Source organism: Salinibacterium sp. ZJ450 (assembly GCF_011751885.2).
In the GTDB taxonomy this organism is placed as follows: Bacteria; Actinomycetota; Actinomycetes; order Actinomycetales; family Microbacteriaceae; genus Ruicaihuangia.
Genome location: NZ_CP061771.1, coordinates 2,228,269 through 2,250,063, shown reverse-complemented (window position 1 = coordinate 2,250,063; position 21,795 = coordinate 2,228,269). Strand labels below are relative to the sequence as shown.

The following is a 21,795-nucleotide window of genomic DNA, read 5'->3' as shown; positions in this document are numbered from 1 at the left end:
TTAGTTTTGACCGCTGGCGGTAATACCGACCATGTTCCGGACTGACTGACCAAACGGGGGCTCGACGCATGCGCGGACTTCGCCGGTGGATCAGGACACGTCGCGGCTCGTTCTCGACCTGGGCGCTGGCGGTCATCGTGGCCGTGCCGCTCGCCATCGCCGCCTTCCACCCCGGTTTTCCCATCGCCGACGTGGAGCTCAACTCTCGCGACGTGTGGGTCACCAACTCCGAGCAACTGCTGGGCGGCCGGCTGAACCGCCAAATCGACGAGCTGAACGGCTCGGTCACGGCTGGCAGTGCGGACTTCGACGTGCTGCAGGACGGCGACACCCTGTTCATGGTCGATCCCGTGCTCGGCCGGGTCGAGAGCGTCGATCCGGCATTCACGAAGGTCTCGTCGGCCATCGACGTGCCGCCAGGTTCCGACATCGCGTTCGGCGGAGAGACCCTGGCGATCGTCTCGCCTGAGGGCGACCTCTGGGTGATCACCGCGGTCGGCGACCTGCAGTTCAACTACACGAACACCGAGCCAGACGCAGAACTCGGCGAGAACGGGCACGCCACTGTTACGCAGGGAGGCGTAGTCATCGCCGTGTCGCCCGGCGACAAGTCGCTCACCCGCATCGAGGCGCCGGGCGCCGAGCCCGAGATCACCGATTTCCCGTCGATCGGGGAATTCCAGATCTCGGCGGTCGGCGATCACGCCGTCATCCTCGACGTGTCGACGAACGACTTTTACAAGCAGGACGGCAGCAAGATCGACCTGCCGACGGACGGCCTCAGGCTGCAGCAGGTCGGCGCCGAGTCCGATACGGCGCTCGTGGCATCCGGTGACTCCCTGATCACGGTGAATCTCGGCAACAACTCCGTCACCGAGATCGACGCGGGCATAGAGACCGCGCTCACCGACCCAACGGATGTCTCGGCGCCCGTCTTCCTCGACGGCTGCGCCCACGGCGCATGGGGAGGCGCCCAGAAGTACCTGCTCGCCTGCGAGAACCAGGAGCCGCAGCCGACAGACATCTCCCAGCACACGCAGGGCGGCGAACTCGAGTTCCGGGTGAACCGCTCGGTGATCGCGCTGAACAACCTCACCAACGGCAACGTCTGGCTCGTCGACGAGAACATGCAGCTCGTCGAGAACTGGGAAGAGGTGACCCCGCCCGAGGAGGAGGACGGCGAGGAGGGCGACGAGAAGTCGTCGACGCAGTCGTTCGAGGACACCCTCGCCGAACGCACCGAGCAGAACCGGCCGCCGCTCGCCCGCGACGACGAATTCGGTGTGCGCCCAGGCAAGACCACGATCCTGCCCTTGCTTGACAACGACACCGACCCCGACGGCGACGTGCTCACCATCGTCAACACCGGAGCGGTCGCCGAGACCACCGGCCGCCTGGAGTACATCGACGGCGGTCGCGCGTTGCAGTTCACCGCGGCCGACGGCTTCGTCGGAACCGTCAACTTCCGCTACACGATCGACGACGGCCGACCCGGTGGCGTCGCCGAGGCCCAGGTGAGCGTGCGGGTCGTCGCCGAAGAGCTGAACGAGGTTCCACTGCCGAACCGGCAGGCCGGAGTGGGCGTCGAGGCGAACCAGACCGTCAGCTACAACGTGCTGAACGACTGGCGCGACCCCGACGGCGACGACCTGCTGCTGGTCGGCGCGTCCCCGCAGTCGGGTGACCTGGTGCAATTTACCCCTGACGGCTATGTGACCTTCACCCACACCACCTCTGAGCTCGGCCTGAAGGAGGTGTCGTTCGCGGTCTCGGACGGCCGCGGGGATGCCCAGGCGGGCACCCTCACCGTGGACGTGCAGCCGGCCGGCGCGCTGAACCCCGTCGGCACGCCCGACTTCGGCACCGCGTTCGTGAACGAGGAGATCATCATCGATCCCCTCGAGAACGACCTGTCGCCCTCCGGCGCGCAACTTGGCCTGCTCGCCATCGACGCACCGGGCAACAACGCCACCGCCACCCTCAACACCGATCAGGGCCTGGTCGGCTTCAGCGCCACCCAGCCCGGCGCGTACTACGTGCAGTACACGGTCTCAGCCGGCGAGAAGAGCAGCATCGGCATGATCCGGGTGGACGTGCGCGAGACCCCCGAGCAGGCGCAACCGCCGGTCGCCGTCACCGACACGGTGTACCTGCGCGGTACCCAGTCCACCACCAGCGGCGTGCTCGCCAACGATGTGAGCCCGAGCGGCCGGGTGCTCGGCATCCAGTCGATCGAGGTGCCCCGCGAGGTGTCCGCGGCCGGCGTCGTGGTCGAGGTGCTGAACGGCACCCTGTTGCGCGTCACCGCGACCGAACCCCTCACCGGGCAGTACCAGTTCACCTACACCGTGTCCGACGGCTTCGCCACCTCGACGGCAGGCGTCACGGTGGTCCCGGTTCCGGCCATCCAGAAACACCAGCCGCCGATCGCGCTGGATGACGCCGCCACCGTGCGCGCCGGCGACATCGTGACCGTTGACGTGCTCGAGAACGACTACCACCCGGATGATGCGCCGATGGTGCTCGACCGGGACCTCGTCGAGGCTCCCGCCGCGGGACTGGCGTTCGTGGACGACACCACGGTGCGCTTCCAGGCGCCGCAGGAGCCGGGCCAGTACGGCGTGATCTACCGGGTCGTCGACCAGTTCGGCGAGAGCGACGTCGCGCGGGTGGAGTTCCGGGTCACCGGCATCGACGCGGACACGAACAAGGCGCCCGACCCCCGCCCGCTCACCGCACGCGTGTTCGCGGGCAATCAGGTGCGCATCGACATCCCGATGCTCGGCGTCGACCCCGATGGCGACTCCACCGAGGTCAGCCGCATCGTCAGCCCTCCGGGACTGGGCGCGATCGTCGATGAGGGCAGCAACTTCCTCGTCTACGAGGGGTACGCCGACGCGGCCGGCACCGACACCTTTGAATACGAGCTGGTGGACACCTTCGGGGCGACCGGCATCGGTGAGATCAAGATCGGCGTCATCCCGGACAGCGGTGTGAACCTGCCGCCGACTGCGCTGCCCGACACGGTCTCCATCCGTCCTGGGCGCGTGGCGACCCTCGACGTCACCCTCAACGATTCCGACCCGCAGGGTGCCCCGATCAAGGTCTCCGACGAACTGCAGGACGTGCCCGCCGACATCGGCGTGGAGGTTGAGGACCGCCGGTACGTGGTGATCGAGGCACCCGATGAGGAGATGTCCTTCACCTTCCGCTACGAACTGACCAACGACCGTGGCGGCCGGGATGTCACCTATGTGCAGGTGCTGGTAACTCCGGACGCCCCGATCCTGCCGCCCACGGCGGTGGACCAGGTGCTCGAACGCGACCAGGTCGCGGCCGGCGACCCGGTGCGCGTGGACGTCTACCAGGATGCGCAGAACCCCGGCGGCCGCATCGACGACCTGGTGGTGTCGCTTGACGGACCGTTCGCCGGTGCCGGTGATTATCTCGACGAGGGAATCGTGGAGGTGACGCCCGGCGCCACCCGTCAGACGATCGCGTTCCGTCTCACCAACGAGGTCGACGACCTGAGCGCGATGGCGTTCATCATCGTGCCGCCGGTCGAGGACCCAACCCTCGACCAGGAGGAGACTGTCCAGGAGGAAGAGGAGACGTTCGACCCGCCGCTGCTCGACCCGAACCTTCCGGTGCAGGTGATCCGGATGAACGAGACCAAGCAGTGGAACCTCTCCGACATCGTGATCGTGCCCTCCGGCCGCGCGGTGATTCTCACCAGCGAATCGATGGTGGCGTCGAACCGCAGCAACGGCGAACGGATCTACGTCGACCAGGACACCCTGCGCTTCACCCCGGAACGCGACTACCGCGGCCCGGCCTCGGTCACCTTCGAGGTGACGGATGGCACGTCGGCGACCGACCCCAAAGGCAACCGCGCCACGCTGACCCTGAACATCATCGTCGGCGACCCGGAGTTCCGGGATGTCGCCCCTGAGTTCACGTCACCGAGCATTGAGGTCGAGGTGGGGGAGAGCAGCACGATCGACCTGCGCGATGCGACCGCCCACCCGAACCCGGAGATCCTCGCCGCGGTGAACTACGGCTCGCTGCAGGGCGGCACCGCGCAGGTGAAGCCCACTCTGAGCGGCTCCCAGTTGACCGTGGCGACACCGATCAACACGCCGAAGGGCACCACGGTCACGCTGAACGTGGTGCTGAGCTGGGCGGAATTCACGGTGCCCGGCAGCATCGAGGTCACCGTCGTCACCTCGTCGCGCGCGAAGCCGCTAGCGGTGGACGACAAGCTGGAAGGGCAGCGCAACCAGCCGAAGACGGTCAGCGTGCTGAACAACGACTCCAACCCGTACCCGGAGACGCCACTGAAGATCATTGACGCGGTGGTGGAGACGGTCGGCAGCGCGGCATCCGTCACCCACACCGCCAACACGGTGAGCGTCGTTCCCGGGCCGTCGTTCATCGGCGACCTGGTGGTGCAGTACACGATCGAGGATGCCACCCAGGATCCCGACCGGCACGCCATCGGCCGCGTCATCCTGACCGTGCGCGACGTGCCAGACAAGCCGAACGCGCCGCGCATCGCGAACTCCGGTGACCGCCAGGCCTCCGTCACGTTCTCGGCACCCGCAACCAACGGCGAAGCGATCGATAGCTACGAGGTGCTGAGCGAACCGGGCGGCTCGAAGGCGGACTGCACGCCGACGAACTGCACGTTCACCGGACTCACTAACGGCACTAGCTACACCTTCACGGTGCGAGCCCACAACGAACTCGGCTGGGGCCAGTGGTCGGCGGCCAGCGCAGCTGTGACCCCGTACGGCACCCCGAACCAGGTGGCAACCCCCGCTACGCCGGGGTCGTCGGGCTACGCGAACGCCACGTTGAGCTTCAACTGGACCGGCCTGTCCACCGCGCAGGGCGGCGGCTCAGCGGTCACCTACGAGTGGGAGACCAACAACGGCTATACCGGACGCACGGCCGCCACCAGCGCGTCTCAGGGTGGCGTTCCCGCGGGGAGTTACCAGGTGCGGGTGCGAGCGCAGAGCGACGCGAACGGCTCGTACGGTGTCTGGTCGGGATGGTCGGGCGCGCGCGTGGTGGAGAACGAACCGCCACCGCCGCCGCCGGTGGTCAAGGTCACGAACGCGTACCCGAGCGGCAATGCAGAAACGCGCTGCTACCAGGGCGACTGTGTCAGCAACACGAAGTTCTTCGCGTTCAGCGTGCAGAACTGGCCGAGCGGAAACTACACGGTCACGCCGCAGTTCTGCCGGGGCGGTAGCTGGAGCGACATCGCGGGAAGCTTCAGCATGAACATCGGCGGCACCAACTCGTACGAGACGGCCCCGTGGATGCAGGACGGCTTCGCTGACTGCGGAGTGCGCGTGATCATCAACGGCAGTGCCAGCGAAATTTACAACACCTGGAATTGGTAACAAACGCAATGAGGAGACACCAGTGGCAGTAACACAGGACCAGGCGGACTGGTTCGCCGACGCCTTCGGCCAGCTGATCAGCAACATCGACCAGGCCATTCTCGGCAAGGACGAGACCATCCGGCTGGTGCTCACCGCGATGCTGTCCGACGGGCACGTGCTGCTCGAGGACTTCCCCGGAACCGGCAAGACCGTGCTCGCGAAGGCCCTCGCGAACACCCTCGACGGCACGACATCCCGCATCCAGTTCACGCCGGACCTGCTTCCCTCGGACGTCACCGGTGTGCAGATCTTCGACCAGTCGAAGGGGCGCTTCACTTTCCACCCCGGCCCGATCTTCGCGTCGATCGTGCTCGCCGACGAGATCAACCGGGCGAGCCCCAAGACCCAGAGCGCGCTGCTCGAGGTGATGGAGGAGGGCGTGATCACCATCGACGGCGAGGGCCACAGCGTGGGTGCGCCGTTCCTGGTGATCGCCACCCAGAACCCGGTGGAGCAGGCTGGAACCTACAAGCTGCCCGAGGCGCAACTCGACCGGTTCCTGATCAAGACCTCGCTCGGCTACCCCGACTCGAAGACCGCGGTCAGCCTGCTGATGGACTCCTCCAACCGCGCCCGCGCCTCCCGGGTCACCCCGATCATCACCTCCGACGCCGTGGTGACCATGTCCACGCTGGCATCCGAGGTATTCGTCGACGAGTCGATCATGCAGTACGTCAGTGACATCGTCGACGCCACCCGTCAGCACCGCGACGTAGTGCTCGGCGTCAGCATGCGTGGCGCCCTCGCCCTGGCCCGTGCCGTGAAGACCTGGGCGATCAGCCAGGCACGCATCTACGTGACCCCCGACGACGTGCGCGACCTCGCCGTGCCGGTGCTCGCGCACCGGATGATCGTCGACCCCGAGTCGGAGTTCGCCGGGGTGAAGGCGGAGGACATCGTCTCCGGCATCCTCGTCGACCTCGAACCGCCCGTCTACCGCGCCGCCTAGAACGAGCCGTCCCATCCGCTCCCTGCTCCGATCCCGCAAGCGCCCGCCCGCCGTGCTCGTCCGGCTGGCCCGCGCGCTGCAGCCTGCCCTCGACTGGTACCGACGGGTGCTGCAGCCGACGCTCGCGATTGTCACGCCGATCGGCCGGCTGGTGGTGGCGGTCGCCGCGGTGTCGATCACCCTCAGCCTGGTGTTCGGCTGGGCGGAGTTCACCTACCTCGGTTTCGTGCTGCTCGCCGCTCTCGTCGTCGGGGCGGTGTACCTGGTGGGCCGCGCCTCATACGGGGTGCTGATCGAGCTGAACCCGCGTCGCGTGGTGGTCGGCGACCGAGCGATGGGGCGGATGCTGGTGACCAACACCGGCCCGAAGCCGCTAACGCCAAGCCGCATGGAGCTGCCGGTCGGCGCCGGCGTGGCCGAGTTCCAGCTTCCCGCCATGAAGCCGAAGGAGCAGCACGAGGAACTCTTCGCCGTGCCGACCGCCCGGCGCGCGGTGATCGTGGCAGGACCCGCCGAATCGGTGCGCGGTGACGAGCTGGGGCTGATGCGCCGCACGGTCAAGTGGGCCGACCCGGTGGAGCTGTTCGTGCACCCGGTCACCACCCGCCTGCAGCCGAGCGCCGCGGGACTGGTGCGCGACCTTGAAGGCCAGGTGTCGAAGAAGATCACCTCGAGCGACATCGCCTTCCACGCGCTGCGCCCCTATGTTCCGGGAGATGACCGCCGCCACGTGCACTGGCGCACCTCGGCGCGCATCGGCCAGCTGATGGTGCGGCAGTTCGAGGAGACCCGCCGGTCACAGCTCACCATGATCCACGCCACCCAACGGCACTTGTATGCCTCCGACGAGGAGTTCGAACTCGCGATCTCGGTGACCGCGTCGATCGCCGCCCAGGTGATCCGGGACGGCACCCAGATGAACGTCGTCAGCGAGGTCGGGCCGTGGCGCACGCACAGCGTCACCGCCATGCTCGACGCCTCCTGCCGGCTGGAGCCCACCGGCCGTGACTTCGACTCGATGCGCGACTTCGCCAGGGAACGCACCAAGCGCCTGCCCGCCCCGAGCGTCGTGATGATCGTCGCCGGCTCGCTGATGACCACCGCCGAGTACCGCAGCATCGAGACCCTGTTCGGCAAGGACACCAGCCAGGTCGGATTCCGCGTTGAGGCGGGCGTGCTGCCGAAGCTGTCCAGCGTGTCCGGGCTGACCATGATGACGGTCGGCCAGCTGACCGACCTGCCGAAGCTGCTGCGGAGGACCAGCTGATGGCGGCCCGCATGCAAACCCCGACGTCGACGGCAGAGACCCGCTCGATCCCCGGACGCGCGTGGGCCGACATCGCGGTGCTGCTGATCCTGACCGTGCTCGGCGTCATCGGCTTCCATCCGTCGTTCGGCGGCTACAGCTTCCTCGCCGCCGGCCTCGGCGGCCTCGTGGTCGGAGCCGGCGCCGGCATTATTGCCGCCCGCTACCGGCTGAGTGCCGTCGCCACCGCATTGGTGGCCGTCGTCGCGTATTTCCTGTTCGGCTCCGCGTTCGCCGTGCCGAGCGAGGCGCTCCTCTGGGTGCTGCCCAGCCTGCAGTCGCTCGCTAGCCTCGCCATCGGCGCGGTCCACGGCTGGGCGGACCTCGTCACCCTGCAGACCCCGATCGGCGCGCCCGCCTACATCGCCGTCGTGCCGTACGTGGCCACCTGGCTGGTCGGACTGGTGTCGACGACCCTCGCGGCCCGCTGGCTCACCGAGCGGCCGCGCACCGCGTGGCGGCTGGCGGTGGCACTGCTCGGCCCGATCGCCGTCTATCTCGCCGGCATCCTGACCGGAACGGATGACCCATACCTGGCCGGCATCCGCGGTGTCACCTTCGCCGTGCTGGCGCTGGTGTGGGTCGGCTGGCGGCGACGCTCAGAGGAATCCCTGGTGCTCTCCGCACAGCCCGAGTTGCGTCGACGAAAGCTGGTCGGAACCGCCGTGCTCGTGGCATCCGCGGTGATCGTCGGCGGGGGAGCCGCGGTCGCCCTCGCGCCCGCGAACGATGACCGCTTCGTGCTGCGCGACGAGATCGAGCCGCCGTTCGACCCGCTGGACTACCCGAGCCCGCTCGCCGGGTTCCGTGAATACACCAAGGACCTCAGCGAAGAGGTGCTGTTCACCGCCGAGGGTCTGCAACCGGGCGACCGGATCCGCCTCGCCACCATGGATTCGTTCACCGGCAAGCTGTGGAACGTGACGGGCGCGGATGTCGCGGCGCACGGTTCCGGTTCGTTCGCCCTGGTCGGCCGCCAGCTGCCGGAACAGCGCTTCCTCACCTCCGAGCGCACGAGCGACGTGGGCATCACCATCGGAGCGTACGAGGACGTCTGGATCCCCGGCGTCGGCTATCCCACCGAGCTGGAGTTCCTGGGCGGCGACGCTTCGGCCGAGAGCGACAACCTGCGCTACAACAACGCGACCGGCACCGCGGTGCTCACCTCCGGGCTCGAGCAGGGCGACACGTACCGGCTGCACTCCGACGTGCAGCGGGTGTTCAGCGCCGACGAGCTTGCGGAGGTCGCCCCGGCATCGGTCGAGCTGCCGCCGGTGGAGTTCACCCCGGACACGGTCGCCGCCAAGGCCGCCGAGTTCGCCGGCACCGCCGAGACCCCGGCTGCCCAGATCGAGGCGATCCGCACCCAGCTGGTCTCCACCGGATTCCTCAGCCACGGGCTGGCCTCCGACGCCGTGCCGTCCCGCGCGGGGCACGGCGCCGACCGGGTCGAGGAGCTGTTCACCCGCAACCAGATGATCGGCGACGAGGAACAGTACGCCTCGGCGTTCGCGCTGATGGTGCGCTCGCTCGGCTATCCCGCCCGGGTTGTGATGGGCTTCGCACCGAATGTCGCCGCCGATGCGCAGTCCATCGACGTGGTGGGATCGGATGTCACCGCCTGGGTCGAGGTCGCCTTCGACGAGGTCGGCTGGGTGGCCCTCGATCCGACGCCCGAGGAGACCGACATCCCTCAGGACCAGACGCCCAAGCCGAAGACCGAGCCGCAGCCGCAGGTTCGCCAGCCGCCGCGCGCCGAGAAGGATGAGCAGGAACTGCTCACCGCGGTCGAGATCGACGACCCCAAGGAAGAGAACGACCTGCCGTGGCGGCTGCCCGGCTGGGTGGTTCCGGTCGCGCTCGGCGTCGGCATCCCGCTCGCGCTGATCTTGCTGCCGATGGCGGCGGTCGCGCTGATCCGCGCCGCCCGCACCCGCCGACGGCGGAACGCTGCCGCTGCCGACCGCGCGGTCGCGTTCGCCTGGGACGAGTTGCTCGACCGCTACGGGGAGCTCGGATACGACGTGCCGAGCAAGGCGACCCGGGTCACCACCGCGCACGGGCTTGCCGCGCAGGTGCCAGACGAGCGGGTGGCCACCCTGCCCGAACTCGCCGCACGCACTGACGAAGCAGTATTCTCGGGGCGCACGATCGACCGCGACCAGTCCGAGCAGGTGTGGACCGAGGCGATGGCGGCCGTGCAGGTTGCCAGCGCCGCGCTCGGCCGCGTGCGACGGTTCGTCAGCCGCTACCGGATCGCCAGACGACGACGGGCCCACACCACCAGCAAACGCGCCACCCGAGGCGACAGGAGATGACCGAATGAGCGACCAGCCCGCCAAGCGCCCGATGATCGCGCCTCCGCCCGGCCTCATCCCGCAGCATCCCGACCTGGAATCCGGAACGCACAAGGTCGCCCGCCGGCAGGTGTCGACCGAGCGTGCCGCCGAGATCCCGGCGTTCTTCCCCGGTCCGGTCGGAATCGTGGCGGCGCCCGAGACCGGGGAGATCGTCGCAACCACGCCTGCGGGCTGGACGATCGTGCTGCCTGACGGTCGCCGCATCCCGATCCTCGGTGGTGCCGCGGTGATCGGCCGCAACCCGACCACGCCCGCCCAGTGGCCCGACGCCACCCTGATCCCGGTGATCGACCCCGAGAAGTCGGTGTCGAAGACCCACGCCGCCTTCGAGCTGGACGGCGAAGCGCTCTGGCTGCACGACCTGAACTCCACCAACGGTGTCGTCCTGAACGGCACGGACGGTGACGTAGTGGTGCACGCCGGCCAGCGGGAGACGGTGCCGGATGGCACCAGTGTTCTCCTTGGCAACTACTCCGTCAGACTGCAACGGCAATGAGCTCGTCCCGCGCGGCATTCGGTTCCGAGAATGTGCGGATCATGCTGCCGTCGCAGCGTCCCGCGCCCCATACGGGTGGTATTCTCGCTTCCATGTTGTTCGGCTTCCTGCTTCTTGGCTGCCGCGACGAGTCCTAGTTCCAGGCCTCCCTCGTCGCGGAGTTTGTCATCGGCTGATCCAACTTCTATCCAAGGAATCCGCTCTCATGAATGCAGTTACAGAACGACCGCGCACGCTTGCCGAAAAGGTGTGGGATGACCACGTCGTCGTCAAGGGCGATAACGGCAACCCCGACCTGATCTATATCGACCTGCACCTCATCCACGAGGTCACCAGCCCGCAAGCCTTCGACGGCCTGCGTCTGGCTGGGCGTCCGGTGCGCCGGCTCGACCTCACCATCGGCACCGAGGACCACAACACGCCGACGCTGAACATCGACCGGCCGATCGCCGACCCGACCAGCCGCATCCAGATCGAGACGCTCCGCAAGAACGCCCAGGAGTTCGGGGTTCGCCTGCACTCCCTCGGCGATAAGGAGCAGGGCATCGTGCACGTGGTCGGCCCGCAGCTGGGGCTGACGATGCCCGGCATCACCGTGGTCTGCGGCGACTCGCACACCAGCACGCACGGCGCGTTTGGCGCCATGGCGTTCGGTATCGGCACCAGCGAGGTCGAGCACGTGATGGCCACGCAGACCCTGCCGCTGAAGCCGTTCAAGACGATGGCGATCACCGTCGACGGCGAGTTGCGCCCGGGCGTCACCGCGAAGGACATCATCCTCGCCGTGATCGCCAAGATCGGCACAGGCGGCGGCCAGGGCTACGTGCTCGAATACCGCGGCAGCGCCATCCGCTCGCTCTCCATGGAGGGCCGGATGACGATCTGCAACATGTCGATCGAGGCGGGCGCCCGCGCCGGCATGGTCGCTCCGGATGACACCACGTTCGAGTACCTCAAGGGGCGTCAGCACGCGCCCGAGGGCGCGGACTGGGACGCCGCCGTCGAATACTGGAAGACGCTGCCCACCGACGAGGGCGCCGAATTCGACGCCGAGGTGCTGATCGACGCCACCGAACTGGAACCGTTCGTCACCTGGGGAACGAACCCCGGCCAGGGCGTCTCGCTGAGCGACACCGTGCCGAACCCCGAAGACTTCGCCGACCCGAACGACCGTGCCGCGGCCGAACGGGCGCTGGAGTACATGGACCTCGCCGCGGGCACCCCGTTGAAGCAGATCAAGGTCGACGCCGTGTTCATGGGCTCATGCACCAACAGCCGCATTGAAGACCTGCGCGCGTTCGCGTCGATCATTCAGGGCAAGAAGAAGGCCGAGGGTGTGCGCGTGATGGTTGTTCCCGGGTCCGCCAGAGTTCGGCTCGAAGCCGAGGCTGAAGGTCTCGACAAGATCATCACCGACTTCGGTGCGGAGTGGCGGTTCGCCGGATGCTCGATGTGCCTCGGCATGAACCCCGACCAGTTGGCGCCGGGCGAACGGTGCGCCTCGACATCCAACCGCAACTTTGAAGGCCGGCAGGGCAAGGGTGGACGCACGCACCTGGTGTCGCCACTGGTGGCGGCCGCCACCGCAGTGCGCGGTACGCTGTCTAGCCCGTGGGACCTGGAGGCCAACTAATGGACAAGATCACTTCCGTTTCCGGAATCGCGGTTCCGCTGCGCCGGTCGAACGTTGACACCGACCAGATCATCCCCGCGGTGTACCTGAAGCGCGTCACCAAGACCGGCTTCGAAGACGCCCTGTTCGCCGCGTGGCGGCAGGACCCGGAGTTCGTGCTGAATCACGACCGCTACCAGGGCGCGCGCATCCTGATCGCCGGCCCAGATTTCGGCACCGGATCCAGCCGCGAGCACGCCGTTTGGGCGCTGCGCGACTACGGGTTCCAGGCCGTGCTCAGCCCGAAGTTCGCCGACATCTTCCGCAGCAACGCCGGCAAACAGGGGCTGCTCGCGGGCGTCATCACCCAGGAACAGACGGAACAACTGTGGGCGCTCATCGAGTCGCAGCCCGGCCTCGAGGTGACCGTGGATCTGGAGTCGAAAACCGCCACGGCGGGCGACTATCAGGTGCCATTCGAGATCGACGATTACACTCGATGGCGCTTACTCGAAGGGCTAGACGATATTGCCCTCACACTGCGCAATGAAGCTCAGATAACAGAATTCGAAGCTCGCCGCGAAAGCTGGCGGCCCAAGACATTGCCGGTGAAATAAGTGAACTCCCTCCTCGAAGACGCCCAAAAGGCCGGAGAGCGGGTCGGATTGAAGTCCGACAAGATCGTGATCAGGGGCGGCAAGCCGCTGAACGGTCGCATCACGGTGCGCGGCGCCAAGAACCTCGTCACCAAGGCGATGGTCGCGGCGCTGCTCGGCCAGACGCCCAGCCTGCTCAAGGACGTCCCCGAGATCAGTGACGTTGAGGTCGTGCGCGGCCTGCTCGAGGTGCACGGCGTCGTCGTGACCCAGCCGGCCCCCGGCGAGCTGCTGCTCGACCCGGTCGGCGTGAAGAGCGCGCACTTCGCCGAGATCGACGCGCACGCCGGCTCCAGCCGCATCCCGATCCTGTTCTGTGGTCCGCTGCTGCACCAGCTGGGCGAGGCGTTCATCCCCGACCTCGGCGGCTGCCGCATCGGCGACCGCCCGATCGACTTCCACCTCGACGCGCTGCGCGCATTCGGGGCCGTCGTCGACAAACAGCCGAACGGCATCCACCTCACCGCTCCGGACGGGCTGAAGGGCGCCAACATCGCGCTGCCCTACCCGAGCGTTGGCGCCACCGAGCAGGTGCTGCTCTCTGCGGTGCTCGCCGAGGGCGTCACCGAGCTGAAGAACGCGGCGATCGAACCCGAGATCACCGACCTCATCATGATCCTGCAGAAGATGGGCGCGATCATCACGGTCGAACCCAACCGCACGATCTTCATCGAGGGCGTCGACGAGCTGCGCGGCTACGAGCACCGCGCCATCTTCGACCGCAACGAAGCCGCCAGCTGGGCCTCCGCCGCACTCGCCACCGAGGGCGACGTCTTCGTCGAGGGAGCCAAGCAGCAGGACCTGATGACGTTCCTCAACATCTTCCGCAAGGTCGGTGGGGCGTTCGACATCCACGAAGACGGCATCCGCTTCTACCACCCCGGTGGAACGCTCAAGCCGGTCGTGGTCGAGACCGACGTGCACCCCGGCTTCATGACCGACTGGCAGCAGCCGCTCATCGTGGCGCTGACCAAGGCGGAGGGAACCTCCGTCGTGCACGAAACCGTGTACGAGAACCGGTTCGGCTTCACCGAGGCGCTGATCGAGATGGGTGCGAACATCGTCGTGCACAAGGACGGACTGGCCGGCGTCACCCGCCGCGTGCCACGCCGCCCCCTGGAGCAGGCCGCGGTGATCACCGGCCCCACGAAGCTGCACGGCGCCGACGTGCGCGTGCCCGACCTGCGCGGCGGCTTCAGCCACCTGATCGCGGCGCTCACCGCCGAGGGCGCGTCGACCATCAGCAATGTCGGCATCATCAGCCGCGGGTACGAGCACTTCATCGACAAGCTGCGTCAGCTTGGAGCCGACTTCACCTACGAAGGATAATTCGGAGGGTGGCGACGCAACCGAAACCCAAATCCGAGCGAACATTCATCTGGTACCTGCTGGCTACGCTGGCGCTGCCGTTGATGAACTGGCTCGGCCGTTACGACATCATCGACCGGCAGAAGGTTCCCCAGCGGGGCGCGTTCGTGCTGGCGCCCAACCACTACTCGGAGATCGACCCCGTCGTGATGGGTGCCGCTGTCTGGTACAGCGGACGGGTGCCTCGCTTCATGGCGAAGGCCTCCCTGTTCAAGGTGCCGGTGCTGAAGGCGCTGCTGAAGGCATCCGGCCAGATCCCCGTCGAGCGCGCCGGAGCCATGAGGGGCAACGACCCGGTGGCGGCCGCCCGCACCCTGGCCAAGCAGGAGTCGGCCGTGGTCGTCTACCCGGAGGGAACGCTCACCCGTGACCCCGACCTGTGGCCGATGCGCGGCAAGACCGGTGCCGTGCGACTCGCCCTGGAAGCCGGAATCCCGCTGATTCCCGCCGCGCACTGGGGCACCCAGCGGATCATGGCGCGTTACTCGAAGTCGATCAGCTTCTGGCCGCCACGCAAGCGCGTGGTGATCAAATTCGGTGATCCCGTCGACCTGTCGGCGTTCGAAGGACGCCCGCTCGATTCCCAGACCCTGAACGCGGCGACCGCCGTGCTGATGGACGCGATCACGGCATTACTTGAAGACCTGCGCGGCGAGAAGGCTCCGGCTGAGCGCTGGGATCCTTCGAAGAACAACCAAAAGGAGACTGGTCGGTTTTGAGCGACACGGGGGAACAACCGCCGAAACTGGCAACCGGACCGGTGACCACGGAGGCTTTGAAGACCATCTCGGTGCCGACCGAGCGTCGTCGCATCGCGGTACTCGGCGCGGGCAGCTGGGGCACCACGTTCGCCAAGGTGCTCGCCGAGGGCGGATCGGACGTCTCGATCTGGGCCCGCCGCCCTGAGATCGCGCGGGAGATCACCGAGACACACCGCAACTCCGACTACCTGCCCGGCATCAACCTGCCGCTGGCGCTGGTCAGCGACTCGCGGATTGAGCGTGTGCTCGACGGGGCAGAGCAGGTGTACCTGTCGGTGCCGAGCCAGACGCTGCGCGAGAACCTCAAGGCCGTGCGGCAGCTAATCCCCGCAGGCGTGCCGGTGATCAGCCTGATGAAGGGTGTCGAGCGGGGCACCGGTCGTCGAATGAGCGAAATCGTGCGCGAGGAACTCGACATCGACCCCGAGCTGATCGCCGTGGCATCCGGACCCAACCTGGCCCTCGAGATCGCCCGCCGCCAGCCGACCGCTGCGGTCGTGGCATCCGACAGCCTCGACACCGCCGCCCTGGTGGCGGCCACCGCCACCAACCCGTACTTCCGCTGCTTCGTCAACAACGACGTGATCGGCACCGAGTTCGGCGGTGTGCTGAAGAACCTGATCGCCGTCGCGATCGGCATCGTCGACGGGGTCGGCTACGGCGAGAACACCAAAGCCTCGATCATCACCCGCGGTCTGGTCGAGATGACCCAGTTCGCGGTGGCCTTCGGCGCGAAGGCCGAGACGCTGTCCGGCCTCGCCGGCCTCGGCGACCTGATCGCCACCTGCGAGTCGCCGCTGTCGCGCAACAACACCGCTGGCCGCCTGCTCGGCCAGGGTTACGCGTTCGCCGACGTCGTGAAGCAGATGAACCAGACCGCGGAAGGCCTTGCCTCGGTGGCGCCGATCCTCGAACTGGCCCGATCCAAGGGCGTCGACATGCCCATCGTCGAGCAGGTGGAGCAGGTGCTGGCCGGCACCCTGGCGCCGCGCAACCTCGCGCCGCACCTCACCGACACCGACGAACCGCAGGGGGAGTAGTTGCCCAAGCAAACCGTCGCCCTGCTCTTCGGCGGGCGATCCTCCGAGCACTCGATCAGCTGCGCCACCGCCGGCGGCGTGCTGTCGGCCATCGACCGGGACAAGTACGACGTCATCCCGATCGGCATCACCCGCGACGGCGCGTTCACGCTGCAGCCGGATGACGCGGCACGCTTTGCTCTGTCGAGCACGCTGCCCGGGGTCGACGACAACGGCACCCGCATCCACTGGCCGGAGTCCGCGTTGTCGCGTGAAATCACGGTGACGGATGCCGCGGGCCAGACCACCTCGCTCGGCGAGGTCGACGTGGCGTTCCCGATCCTGCACGGCCCCTTCGGTGAGGACGGCACGGTGCAGGGTCTGCTCGAGCTGGCCGGCATCCCGTACGTCGGCGCCGGCGTGCTCGCCTCCGCGGTGGGCATGGACAAGCACTTCACCAAGAGCGTGCTGCAGCATGCCGGCATCGCCGTGGCCCCTTGGGAGACCGTGACCGTGCGCCGCTGGGCCACCGACCGGGCAGGGGTCGAAACCGCCGCCGACGCGCTCGGCTGGCCGGTGTTCGTGAAGCCCGCCCGCGCCGGCTCAAGCGTCGGGGTCACCCGGGTGGCTAGCCCTGCCGGGCTGGCCGACGCGCTCGAGGTCGGCTTCGCCGAGGACTCCAAGGTGCTGATCGAAGCCGCCCTGGTCGGCCGCGAGGTGGAGTGCGGCGTGCTCGGCGGGCTCGACGGCGCGGCGCCGCGGGTTTCCCTCGCCGGCGAGATCGTGGTCACCGGACGCGACTTCTACGACTTCGACGCGAAATACCTCGATGCCCCCGGTATCGACCTGGTCTGCCCGGCCCCGCTCAGCGAGGCCGAGCTTGCCGAGATGCAGGACCTGGCGGCCCGCGCGTTCGAGGCGATCGGCGGCGCCGGGCTTGCCCGCGTGGACTTCTTCCTCACCGCATCCGGTTTCGTGATCAACGAGGTGAACACGATGCCGGGCTTCACGCCGATCTCGATGTTCCCGAAGTGCTGGATGGCGTCGGGGCTCAGCTACCCGCAGCTGATCGACGAGCTGATCACGCTCGGGCTCAACACCGTCCGGTAGGCGCCCTTTACTACCGGCTTCGGATCGCGCGAGACCGCCACAGGACGGCGCTGAGCCCGAGTGCCAGGAGTGTTGCGCCTCCCAGAAGGGGGACGGTCGGGTCGGCGCCGGTAACCGGCAAGATCTCGCCGGTCACGATGTCGGGCGTGGGCACTGAGGTAACGGCGGACGCCGGTGCGGGGGGAGTCGGCGCGTCAGGTGTAACCGCCTCGGCCGCCTGAGCTGTGACAACGGTGAAGGTGATGACCGCGTCCGGTGCCGTTCCGTTGCTCACCGTGATGGTGAAGGTCGACGACCCGGCGGTCGTCGGCGTGCCCGAGATCATCCCGCTGGTGCCGTTCAGCTGCAGGCCGGCCGGCAGCGAGCCGGCGCTGATCGCATAGGTCGGCGCGGGAGTTCCCGTCGCCGTGACGGCGAACGCGTAGTCGGTACCGACCTCGGCTGCCGGCGGAGCCGACGACGACACCGCGGGGCTGGTAGACACCACGGACCCGCTGGCATCGCTGCAGGCGACGGGTGCCGTGACGACGTTCGTGTCGAGGGTGACTGCTCCGGTGTCGGCGAGCAGCCGACCGGTGATCGCGGCTCCGGTTACCGCGGTGATCGAGGCGCGGGCCAGAATCGTCCCGGCGAATTGCGATCCACTCCCGAGCGTTGCGGAACTTCCCACCTGCCAGAAGACGTTGCAGGCGCTGGCGCCTCCAGTGAGGGTGATGCGTGCGCTCGATCCGGCGGTCAATGTGCTCGCGGCCTGGAAGACCCAGACGGATTCCGCCGTGCCCGCGAGGGTGAGCTCACCGGTAAGGGAAAGGTCACCACCGGAATAGACCCCGGGGGCCAACGACTGGCCGGCGAGGTCATCCAGTCCTGTTGTGGTCGGTGTGAGACCTGCCGCGACGTTGTAGGCGATGGTCAGATCGGACTGTGCCTCGGCGGCCACAGCATCCGTTTGGTGGGTGGCACCGAAAACGAGCCCAGGCGGAAACCCGGTGATCTCCGTGCCCGGGCTGACTCCGACGTCTGCTCCGATGGTGGATGGCCCGGTGTTCGTCACCGTGGATGCGCCGAGCACGCCGAAACCGGCGGCGCTCCCCAGGTCGATAGGGCCGTTGATGACGGTGACAGCGTTCACCGGTGCTGCAGCGGCCATCGAGAGGCCGATGCCCGCCAGCACAGCGACAGATACTACGGCGACGCGTTTGACGGTGTGGGATTGGGCCATGATGGCGCCTCTCGATAGCTGAGAGTGCACCGTGGAGAACTGTGTCGCCCCGACTACTTCCCCCTCTGGCCAGTCTCGCACAGTCAACGCGTGTGGGTAGACCGTGCGTGCGTGCGTGCGGTCAGTCGTTCGGGGTGGTGTCGATCGCCTCGGTGCGGGCCAGGCAGCGGCGGGTCTGCTCGATCACGCTCACCGCAGAGCTCAGGTCCTCGAGCACCGGGCCGCCGGACACGTTCACCGCGTCCACGCCCACCGAGATGGCGGGGTCGCGGCCGTAGGTGGTGAACACGGTGAGCGTCTCGTTGCTGGCATCCCGCAGCCAGTCCACGCCGGCGACGTCGATGCAGTCCGCCTCGGAGGGTCCGGGAACCGTCACGCCGCAGGTCAGGAACACCCCGGCCGGGTCACCCCAGGCCCCGGTCGCCTGGGCGTCCGTCTCGCGGATCGGCAGGCCGCCTACCGTCTCCGGCAGCCGAACCGTCACCTCCGCGCAACCGGTGTTGGCGGCATCCGGAGCAGATTTCATCACGACTGCGGGCGCGCATCCGGCCAGGCCGATCGCGAGCGGCAAAACGGCCAAGGCAGCCAGTCGACGGGGGAGTTTCATCCCCTTCAGGCTACCGTTTGAGCATGGCCATCCCTGACACCCTGGGCGCTGTGGGGGAGTCGGCAACCCTTGCCCGCATCTTCCCGCGCCTGCCTGCCGCCGCCGCCGAACTGCTCGGACCCGGAGACGATTGCGCGGTCGTGGCCGCCCCCGACGGCCGGTTCGTGGTGACCACCGACATGATGATCCACGGTCCGGATTTCCGGTTGGCGTGGTCGACACCGCACGATCTGGGTTGGAAGGCCGTGGCATCCAATCTGTCGGATGTCGCCGCCATGGGCGCCCGCCCGACAGGGTTAGTGGTGGCGATCGCCGCCCCCGCCGATACCCCGGTGGCCGTGCTGGAGGGCATCTCCGACGGACTGCGTGACGGCTGCGCGGCCCTCGCACCGGGCTGCGGCGTGCTCGGTGGCGACCTGTCGGTGTCCTCGACCCTCACCCTCGCGGTGACCGCGTTCGGTGACCTGGAAGGGCGCACCCCGGTGCTTCGCTCCGGCGCCGCGGTGGGCGACACCGTCGCGGTCTCCGGTGCGCTCGGGCTGGCCGGGCGCGGCCTGGCGCTGCTGTTCGCCGAGGCCGTCGACGCCGCAGGCGACCCCGATGCCGACGCTGCCGCGCGGCTGCGCGCCCGCGAACCCGAGCTGGTGGGCGCCCAATTGACCCCCAGACCGCCGCTTCGCGACGGGGTGGCCGCGGCGGTGGCCGGGGCGACCGCGATGCTCGACATCAGCGACGGTCTCGCCATCGACGCCAGACGCCTCGCCGGCGCCAGCTCGGTCGCGCTCGACCTCGACTCGGCAGCGCTTGGCAGCAACGACGACGGCGTCGACCACACCGCCGCGCTGGAAGGCGGAGAAGACCACGCGCTGCTCGCCACCTTTCCGGCCGGCACCACGCTGCCCGGAGGCTTCCGCGCGATCGGCCGGGTTCGCGCGGGCGAGGGCATTCTGCTCGACGGCGCCGCTTGGTCAAAACCGTCGGGCTGGGATCCCTACCGCGGGTGGAATGGAGGCCGCGGATGAGCAACACGACAGCCCGCAAGGACATCTTCCACGCGGTGGGCGACGGCAACCGCCGGCGCATCATCGAGCTACTGGCGGAACGCCCGCGCACCGTCGGCGAGCTCGCCGCCGAACTGGGCATCGCCCAACCCTCGGTGAGCCAGCACGTCACCGTGCTGCGAGAGGTCGGCCTCACCGCATCCGAGCGGCGCGGAACCTCGACCGTCGTGTCGCTGACGCCGGAGCCGCTTCGGGATGTCGCGGCCTGGTGTCTCGCGCAGGTGAAGTAGCGCGCGCGAAGTAACGCGCCGCGCGCCAGAGCGCCGCTACTCGAAGGTGGGGCTCAGCCAGTACAGCGCGGTGTCGCCGTAGTCCTTGCGCCGGTCGAGGGCCAGCCCCTCCGGCCAGGCCGGTTCCGGCTCCCGCGATGCCCGCTCCACCACGACCACCGCGTCGTACTCCAGCCGCGGCACCAGCGCCTCCAGGGTATGCACGAGCTCCGCATTGCCGAGGTCGTACGGCGGGTCGAGGAACACCAGGTCGAACGAGGTGCGCGACCCGGTGAGGAAGGAGTGCACCGGCGCCGAACTCACCTCGATCGTGAGCGCGGACGCGCGCGGGGCACGCTTCCGCACCAGCGCGGCGTTCTTGCGGCAGATCTGCGTTGCGCCGAAACTGTGGTCGACCAGGGTGACCTGGCGGGCGCCGCGGGAGGCGGCCTCGAGTCCCAGGGCGCCGGAACCGGCGTACAGGTCGAGCACGCGGGCGCCGTCGATCACGTCGCGGGCGTCGAGCGCGCTGAAGATCGCCTCCCGCACCCGGTCGCTGGTCGGGCGGGTGCCGGCGGGCGGAACGGCGATGCTGAGGGATCCGGCAAAGCCGGCGATGATGCGCGTCACGCTGTCGAGGCTAGCCGAGTGCGGAGGTGCCCTGCGGCTGCCTGATGCGCCGCGGCAGCAGCGAGGTCAGCACCACCCCGCCGATCACCAGCGCGCCGCCGATCACCTGAACCAGGCTGATCGGCGTGCCGATGGCGAGGCCGATCAACGCGGTGAACACGGCGATCAGGTTGAGGTAGATGCCCGCACGGGAGGGCGGAACACTGCGAAGCGCGGCGTTCCAGAACACGTACGAGCCGACCGAGGCGAACACGGCGATGTAGAGCAGCGCGAGCAACGGAGCGGTCTCGGTGGGGAAACGGACGCCGCCCGCGGCAATCGTGAACGGGGCAAGCCCCACCACCACGAACAGGGCCTGCATCGCCGTGGCGGTGATCGGCGGCACCCCGCGCAGGCGCCGACCGAGCAGCGTGTAGAAACTCCACACCACGATCGCGCCGATCATCAGCAGGTCGCCGAAGTTCGGGGTGCGCGAGAAGACCGTGCCGATCTGCCCGTCGGTCAACACCACCACCACGCCGAACAGGCCGATCGCGATGCCCAGCACTCCGCGGCATCCGATTCTCTCCTTGAAAAGCAGCACTCCGAGCACCGCCAGCAGGGCCGGGTTCACCGCGTTGATCAGCGACGCGTTGAGCGCGCTCGTGTACTGCAGGGCCACGTAGAGCAGCAGGTTGAAGCCGGCGAGTCCGAGCGCCGCCAGCAGCAGGTGCAGCGGCCATTGCCGCCACACTGCCCGCCAGTCCGGCTTCTCGGTGAGCTGGGCGATCACCAGCAACGGGATGAGCGCGAGCAGCCAGCGCAGGAAGGTGAGATCAAGCGGGGTGATGGATGCCACCGCAGCCTCACCGGCGACGAAGTTACCCGCCCAGAAGAGCGTGGCGAGCACGAGGAAGACTACGGATTTCAAGTCTTCAGCGTATCGCGGGGCCGGGTGCCTGACAGCGGATGTCGGCGGGCGCCGATACCCTCGATG

Annotated in this window: 17 protein-coding genes; 13 read left to right on the top strand and 4 right to left on the bottom strand. The window is 68.3% G+C overall.

Annotated elements, in window-relative coordinates; genetic code table 11:
* Positions 1 to 68: 68 nt before the first annotated feature.
* The 11 genes from HCT51_RS10760 to HCT51_RS10710 all read left to right on the top strand — a co-directional run bounded on the left by HCT51_RS10760 (position 69) and on the right by HCT51_RS10710 (position 17,090).
* A complete protein-coding gene (locus tag HCT51_RS10760) occupies positions 69 to 5,411 on the top strand; it encodes an Ig-like domain-containing protein (RefSeq protein WP_166873845.1) in 5,343 nt (1,780 codons plus the stop codon).
* A gap of 22 nt (positions 5,412 to 5,433) precedes the next feature.
* Positions 5,434 to 6,402 carry an AAA family ATPase gene (locus HCT51_RS10755; RefSeq protein ID WP_166873840.1) on the top strand — a complete coding sequence of 323 codons (969 nt, stop codon included), beginning with the start codon at positions 5,434 to 5,436 and terminating at the stop codon, positions 6,400 to 6,402.
* 52 nt (positions 6,403 to 6,454) lie between these two features.
* Positions 6,455 to 7,669, top strand: coding sequence for a DUF58 domain-containing protein (locus HCT51_RS10750; protein WP_166873837.1), 1,215 nt, complete (start codon positions 6,455 to 6,457; stop codon positions 7,667 to 7,669).
* Between the two features lie 11 nt (positions 7,670 to 7,680).
* Positions 7,681 to 10,026 (top strand): transglutaminase TgpA family protein, encoded by a 2,346-nt coding sequence (locus HCT51_RS10745; protein WP_166873834.1) that lies wholly within the window; start codon positions 7,681 to 7,683, stop codon positions 10,024 to 10,026.
* Positions 10,027 to 10,030: 4 nt separating this feature from the next.
* Positions 10,031 to 10,564 carry an FHA domain-containing protein gene (locus HCT51_RS10740; RefSeq protein ID WP_166873831.1) on the top strand — a complete coding sequence of 178 codons (534 nt, stop codon included), beginning with the start codon at positions 10,031 to 10,033 and terminating at the stop codon, positions 10,562 to 10,564.
* 205 nt (positions 10,565 to 10,769) lie between these two features.
* A complete protein-coding gene (gene leuC / locus HCT51_RS10735) occupies positions 10,770 to 12,197 on the top strand; it encodes a 3-isopropylmalate dehydratase large subunit (protein WP_166873828.1) in 1,428 nt (475 codons plus the stop codon).
* Positions 12,197 to 12,793 (top strand): 3-isopropylmalate dehydratase small subunit, encoded by a 597-nt coding sequence (gene leuD, locus HCT51_RS10730; RefSeq protein ID WP_166873825.1) that lies wholly within the window; start codon positions 12,197 to 12,199, stop codon positions 12,791 to 12,793. Before leuC ends, leuD begins: the two co-directional genes overlap by 1 nt.
* Entirely contained in the window at positions 12,794 to 14,161 is a 1,368-nt protein-coding gene (gene murA / locus HCT51_RS10725; RefSeq protein WP_166873822.1) for a UDP-N-acetylglucosamine 1-carboxyvinyltransferase, read from the top strand.
* Positions 14,161 to 14,919, top strand: coding sequence for a lysophospholipid acyltransferase family protein (locus HCT51_RS10720; RefSeq protein WP_370626966.1), 759 nt, complete (start codon positions 14,161 to 14,163; stop codon positions 14,917 to 14,919). Before murA ends, HCT51_RS10720 begins: the two co-directional genes overlap by 1 nt.
* Positions 14,916 to 16,001 (top strand): NAD(P)H-dependent glycerol-3-phosphate dehydrogenase, encoded by a 1,086-nt coding sequence (locus HCT51_RS10715; RefSeq protein ID WP_347877913.1) that lies wholly within the window; start codon positions 14,916 to 14,918, stop codon positions 15,999 to 16,001. Before HCT51_RS10720 ends, HCT51_RS10715 begins: the two co-directional genes overlap by 4 nt.
* The gene (locus tag HCT51_RS10710) at positions 16,002 to 17,090 is read left to right on the top strand and encodes a D-alanine--D-alanine ligase family protein (protein ID WP_166873819.1); all 1,089 of its coding nucleotides are present in this window, start codon (positions 16,002 to 16,004) and stop codon (positions 17,088 to 17,090) included.
* Positions 17,091 to 17,100: 10 nt separating this feature from the next.
* Here the strand turns inward: HCT51_RS10710 and HCT51_RS10705 are convergent, their stop codons facing one another.
* Both HCT51_RS10705 and HCT51_RS10700 read right to left on the bottom strand, forming a co-directional pair.
* Positions 17,101 to 18,312, bottom strand: a complete 1,212-nt coding sequence (locus HCT51_RS10705) for an ice-binding family protein (RefSeq protein WP_166873816.1) — start codon at positions 18,310 to 18,312, stop codon at positions 17,101 to 17,103.
* A gap of 121 nt (positions 18,313 to 18,433) precedes the next feature.
* Entirely contained in the window at positions 18,434 to 18,919 is a 486-nt protein-coding gene (locus HCT51_RS10700; RefSeq protein WP_166873814.1) for a DUF3515 family protein, read from the bottom strand.
* Between the two features lie 23 nt (positions 18,920 to 18,942).
* Between HCT51_RS10700 and thiL the strand changes: the two genes are divergently transcribed.
* Both thiL and HCT51_RS10690 read left to right on the top strand, forming a co-directional pair.
* Positions 18,943 to 19,941: a thiamine-phosphate kinase gene (thiL, locus tag HCT51_RS10695; protein WP_166873810.1), complete on the top strand. Its 999-nt coding sequence runs from the start codon at positions 18,943 to 18,945 to the stop codon at positions 19,939 to 19,941.
* A complete protein-coding gene (locus HCT51_RS10690) occupies positions 19,938 to 20,210 on the top strand; it encodes an ArsR/SmtB family transcription factor (RefSeq protein ID WP_166873808.1) in 273 nt (90 codons plus the stop codon). Before thiL ends, HCT51_RS10690 begins: the two co-directional genes overlap by 4 nt.
* A 36-nt stretch (positions 20,211 to 20,246) precedes the next feature.
* On the opposite strand, the gene rsmD is transcribed toward HCT51_RS10690, so the two are convergent.
* Positions 20,247 to 20,819, bottom strand: coding sequence for a 16S rRNA (guanine(966)-N(2))-methyltransferase RsmD (gene rsmD, locus HCT51_RS10685; RefSeq protein WP_166873803.1), 573 nt, complete (start codon positions 20,817 to 20,819; stop codon positions 20,247 to 20,249).
* 10 nt (positions 20,820 to 20,829) lie between these two features.
* Positions 20,830 to 21,729 carry a DMT family transporter gene (locus HCT51_RS10680; RefSeq protein WP_166873800.1) on the bottom strand — a complete coding sequence of 300 codons (900 nt, stop codon included), beginning with the start codon at positions 21,727 to 21,729 and terminating at the stop codon, positions 20,830 to 20,832.
* Positions 21,730 to 21,795: the final 66 nt, after the last annotated feature.

Coding starts and splice junctions, on each gene's coding strand:
- leuD (WP_166873825.1), top strand. CDS start 12,197: ATGGACAAGATCACTTCCGTTTCCGGAATCGCGGTTCCGCTGCGCCGG.
- HCT51_RS10700 (WP_166873814.1), bottom strand. CDS start 18,919: ATGAAACTCCCCCGTCGACTGGCTGCCTTGGCCGTTTTGCCGCTCGCG.
- thiL (WP_166873810.1), top strand. CDS start 18,943: ATGGCCATCCCTGACACCCTGGGCGCTGTGGGGGAGTCGGCAACCCTT.
- HCT51_RS10760 (WP_166873845.1), top strand. CDS start 69: ATGCGCGGACTTCGCCGGTGGATCAGGACACGTCGCGGCTCGTTCTCG.
- leuC (WP_166873828.1), top strand. CDS start 10,770: ATGAATGCAGTTACAGAACGACCGCGCACGCTTGCCGAAAAGGTGTGG.
- HCT51_RS10705 (WP_166873816.1), bottom strand. CDS start 18,312: ATGGCCCAATCCCACACCGTCAAACGCGTCGCCGTAGTATCTGTCGCT.
- HCT51_RS10740 (WP_166873831.1), top strand. CDS start 10,031: ATGAGCGACCAGCCCGCCAAGCGCCCGATGATCGCGCCTCCGCCCGGC.
- HCT51_RS10690 (WP_166873808.1), top strand. CDS start 19,938: ATGAGCAACACGACAGCCCGCAAGGACATCTTCCACGCGGTGGGCGAC.
- HCT51_RS10745 (WP_166873834.1), top strand. CDS start 7,681: ATGCAAACCCCGACGTCGACGGCAGAGACCCGCTCGATCCCCGGACGC.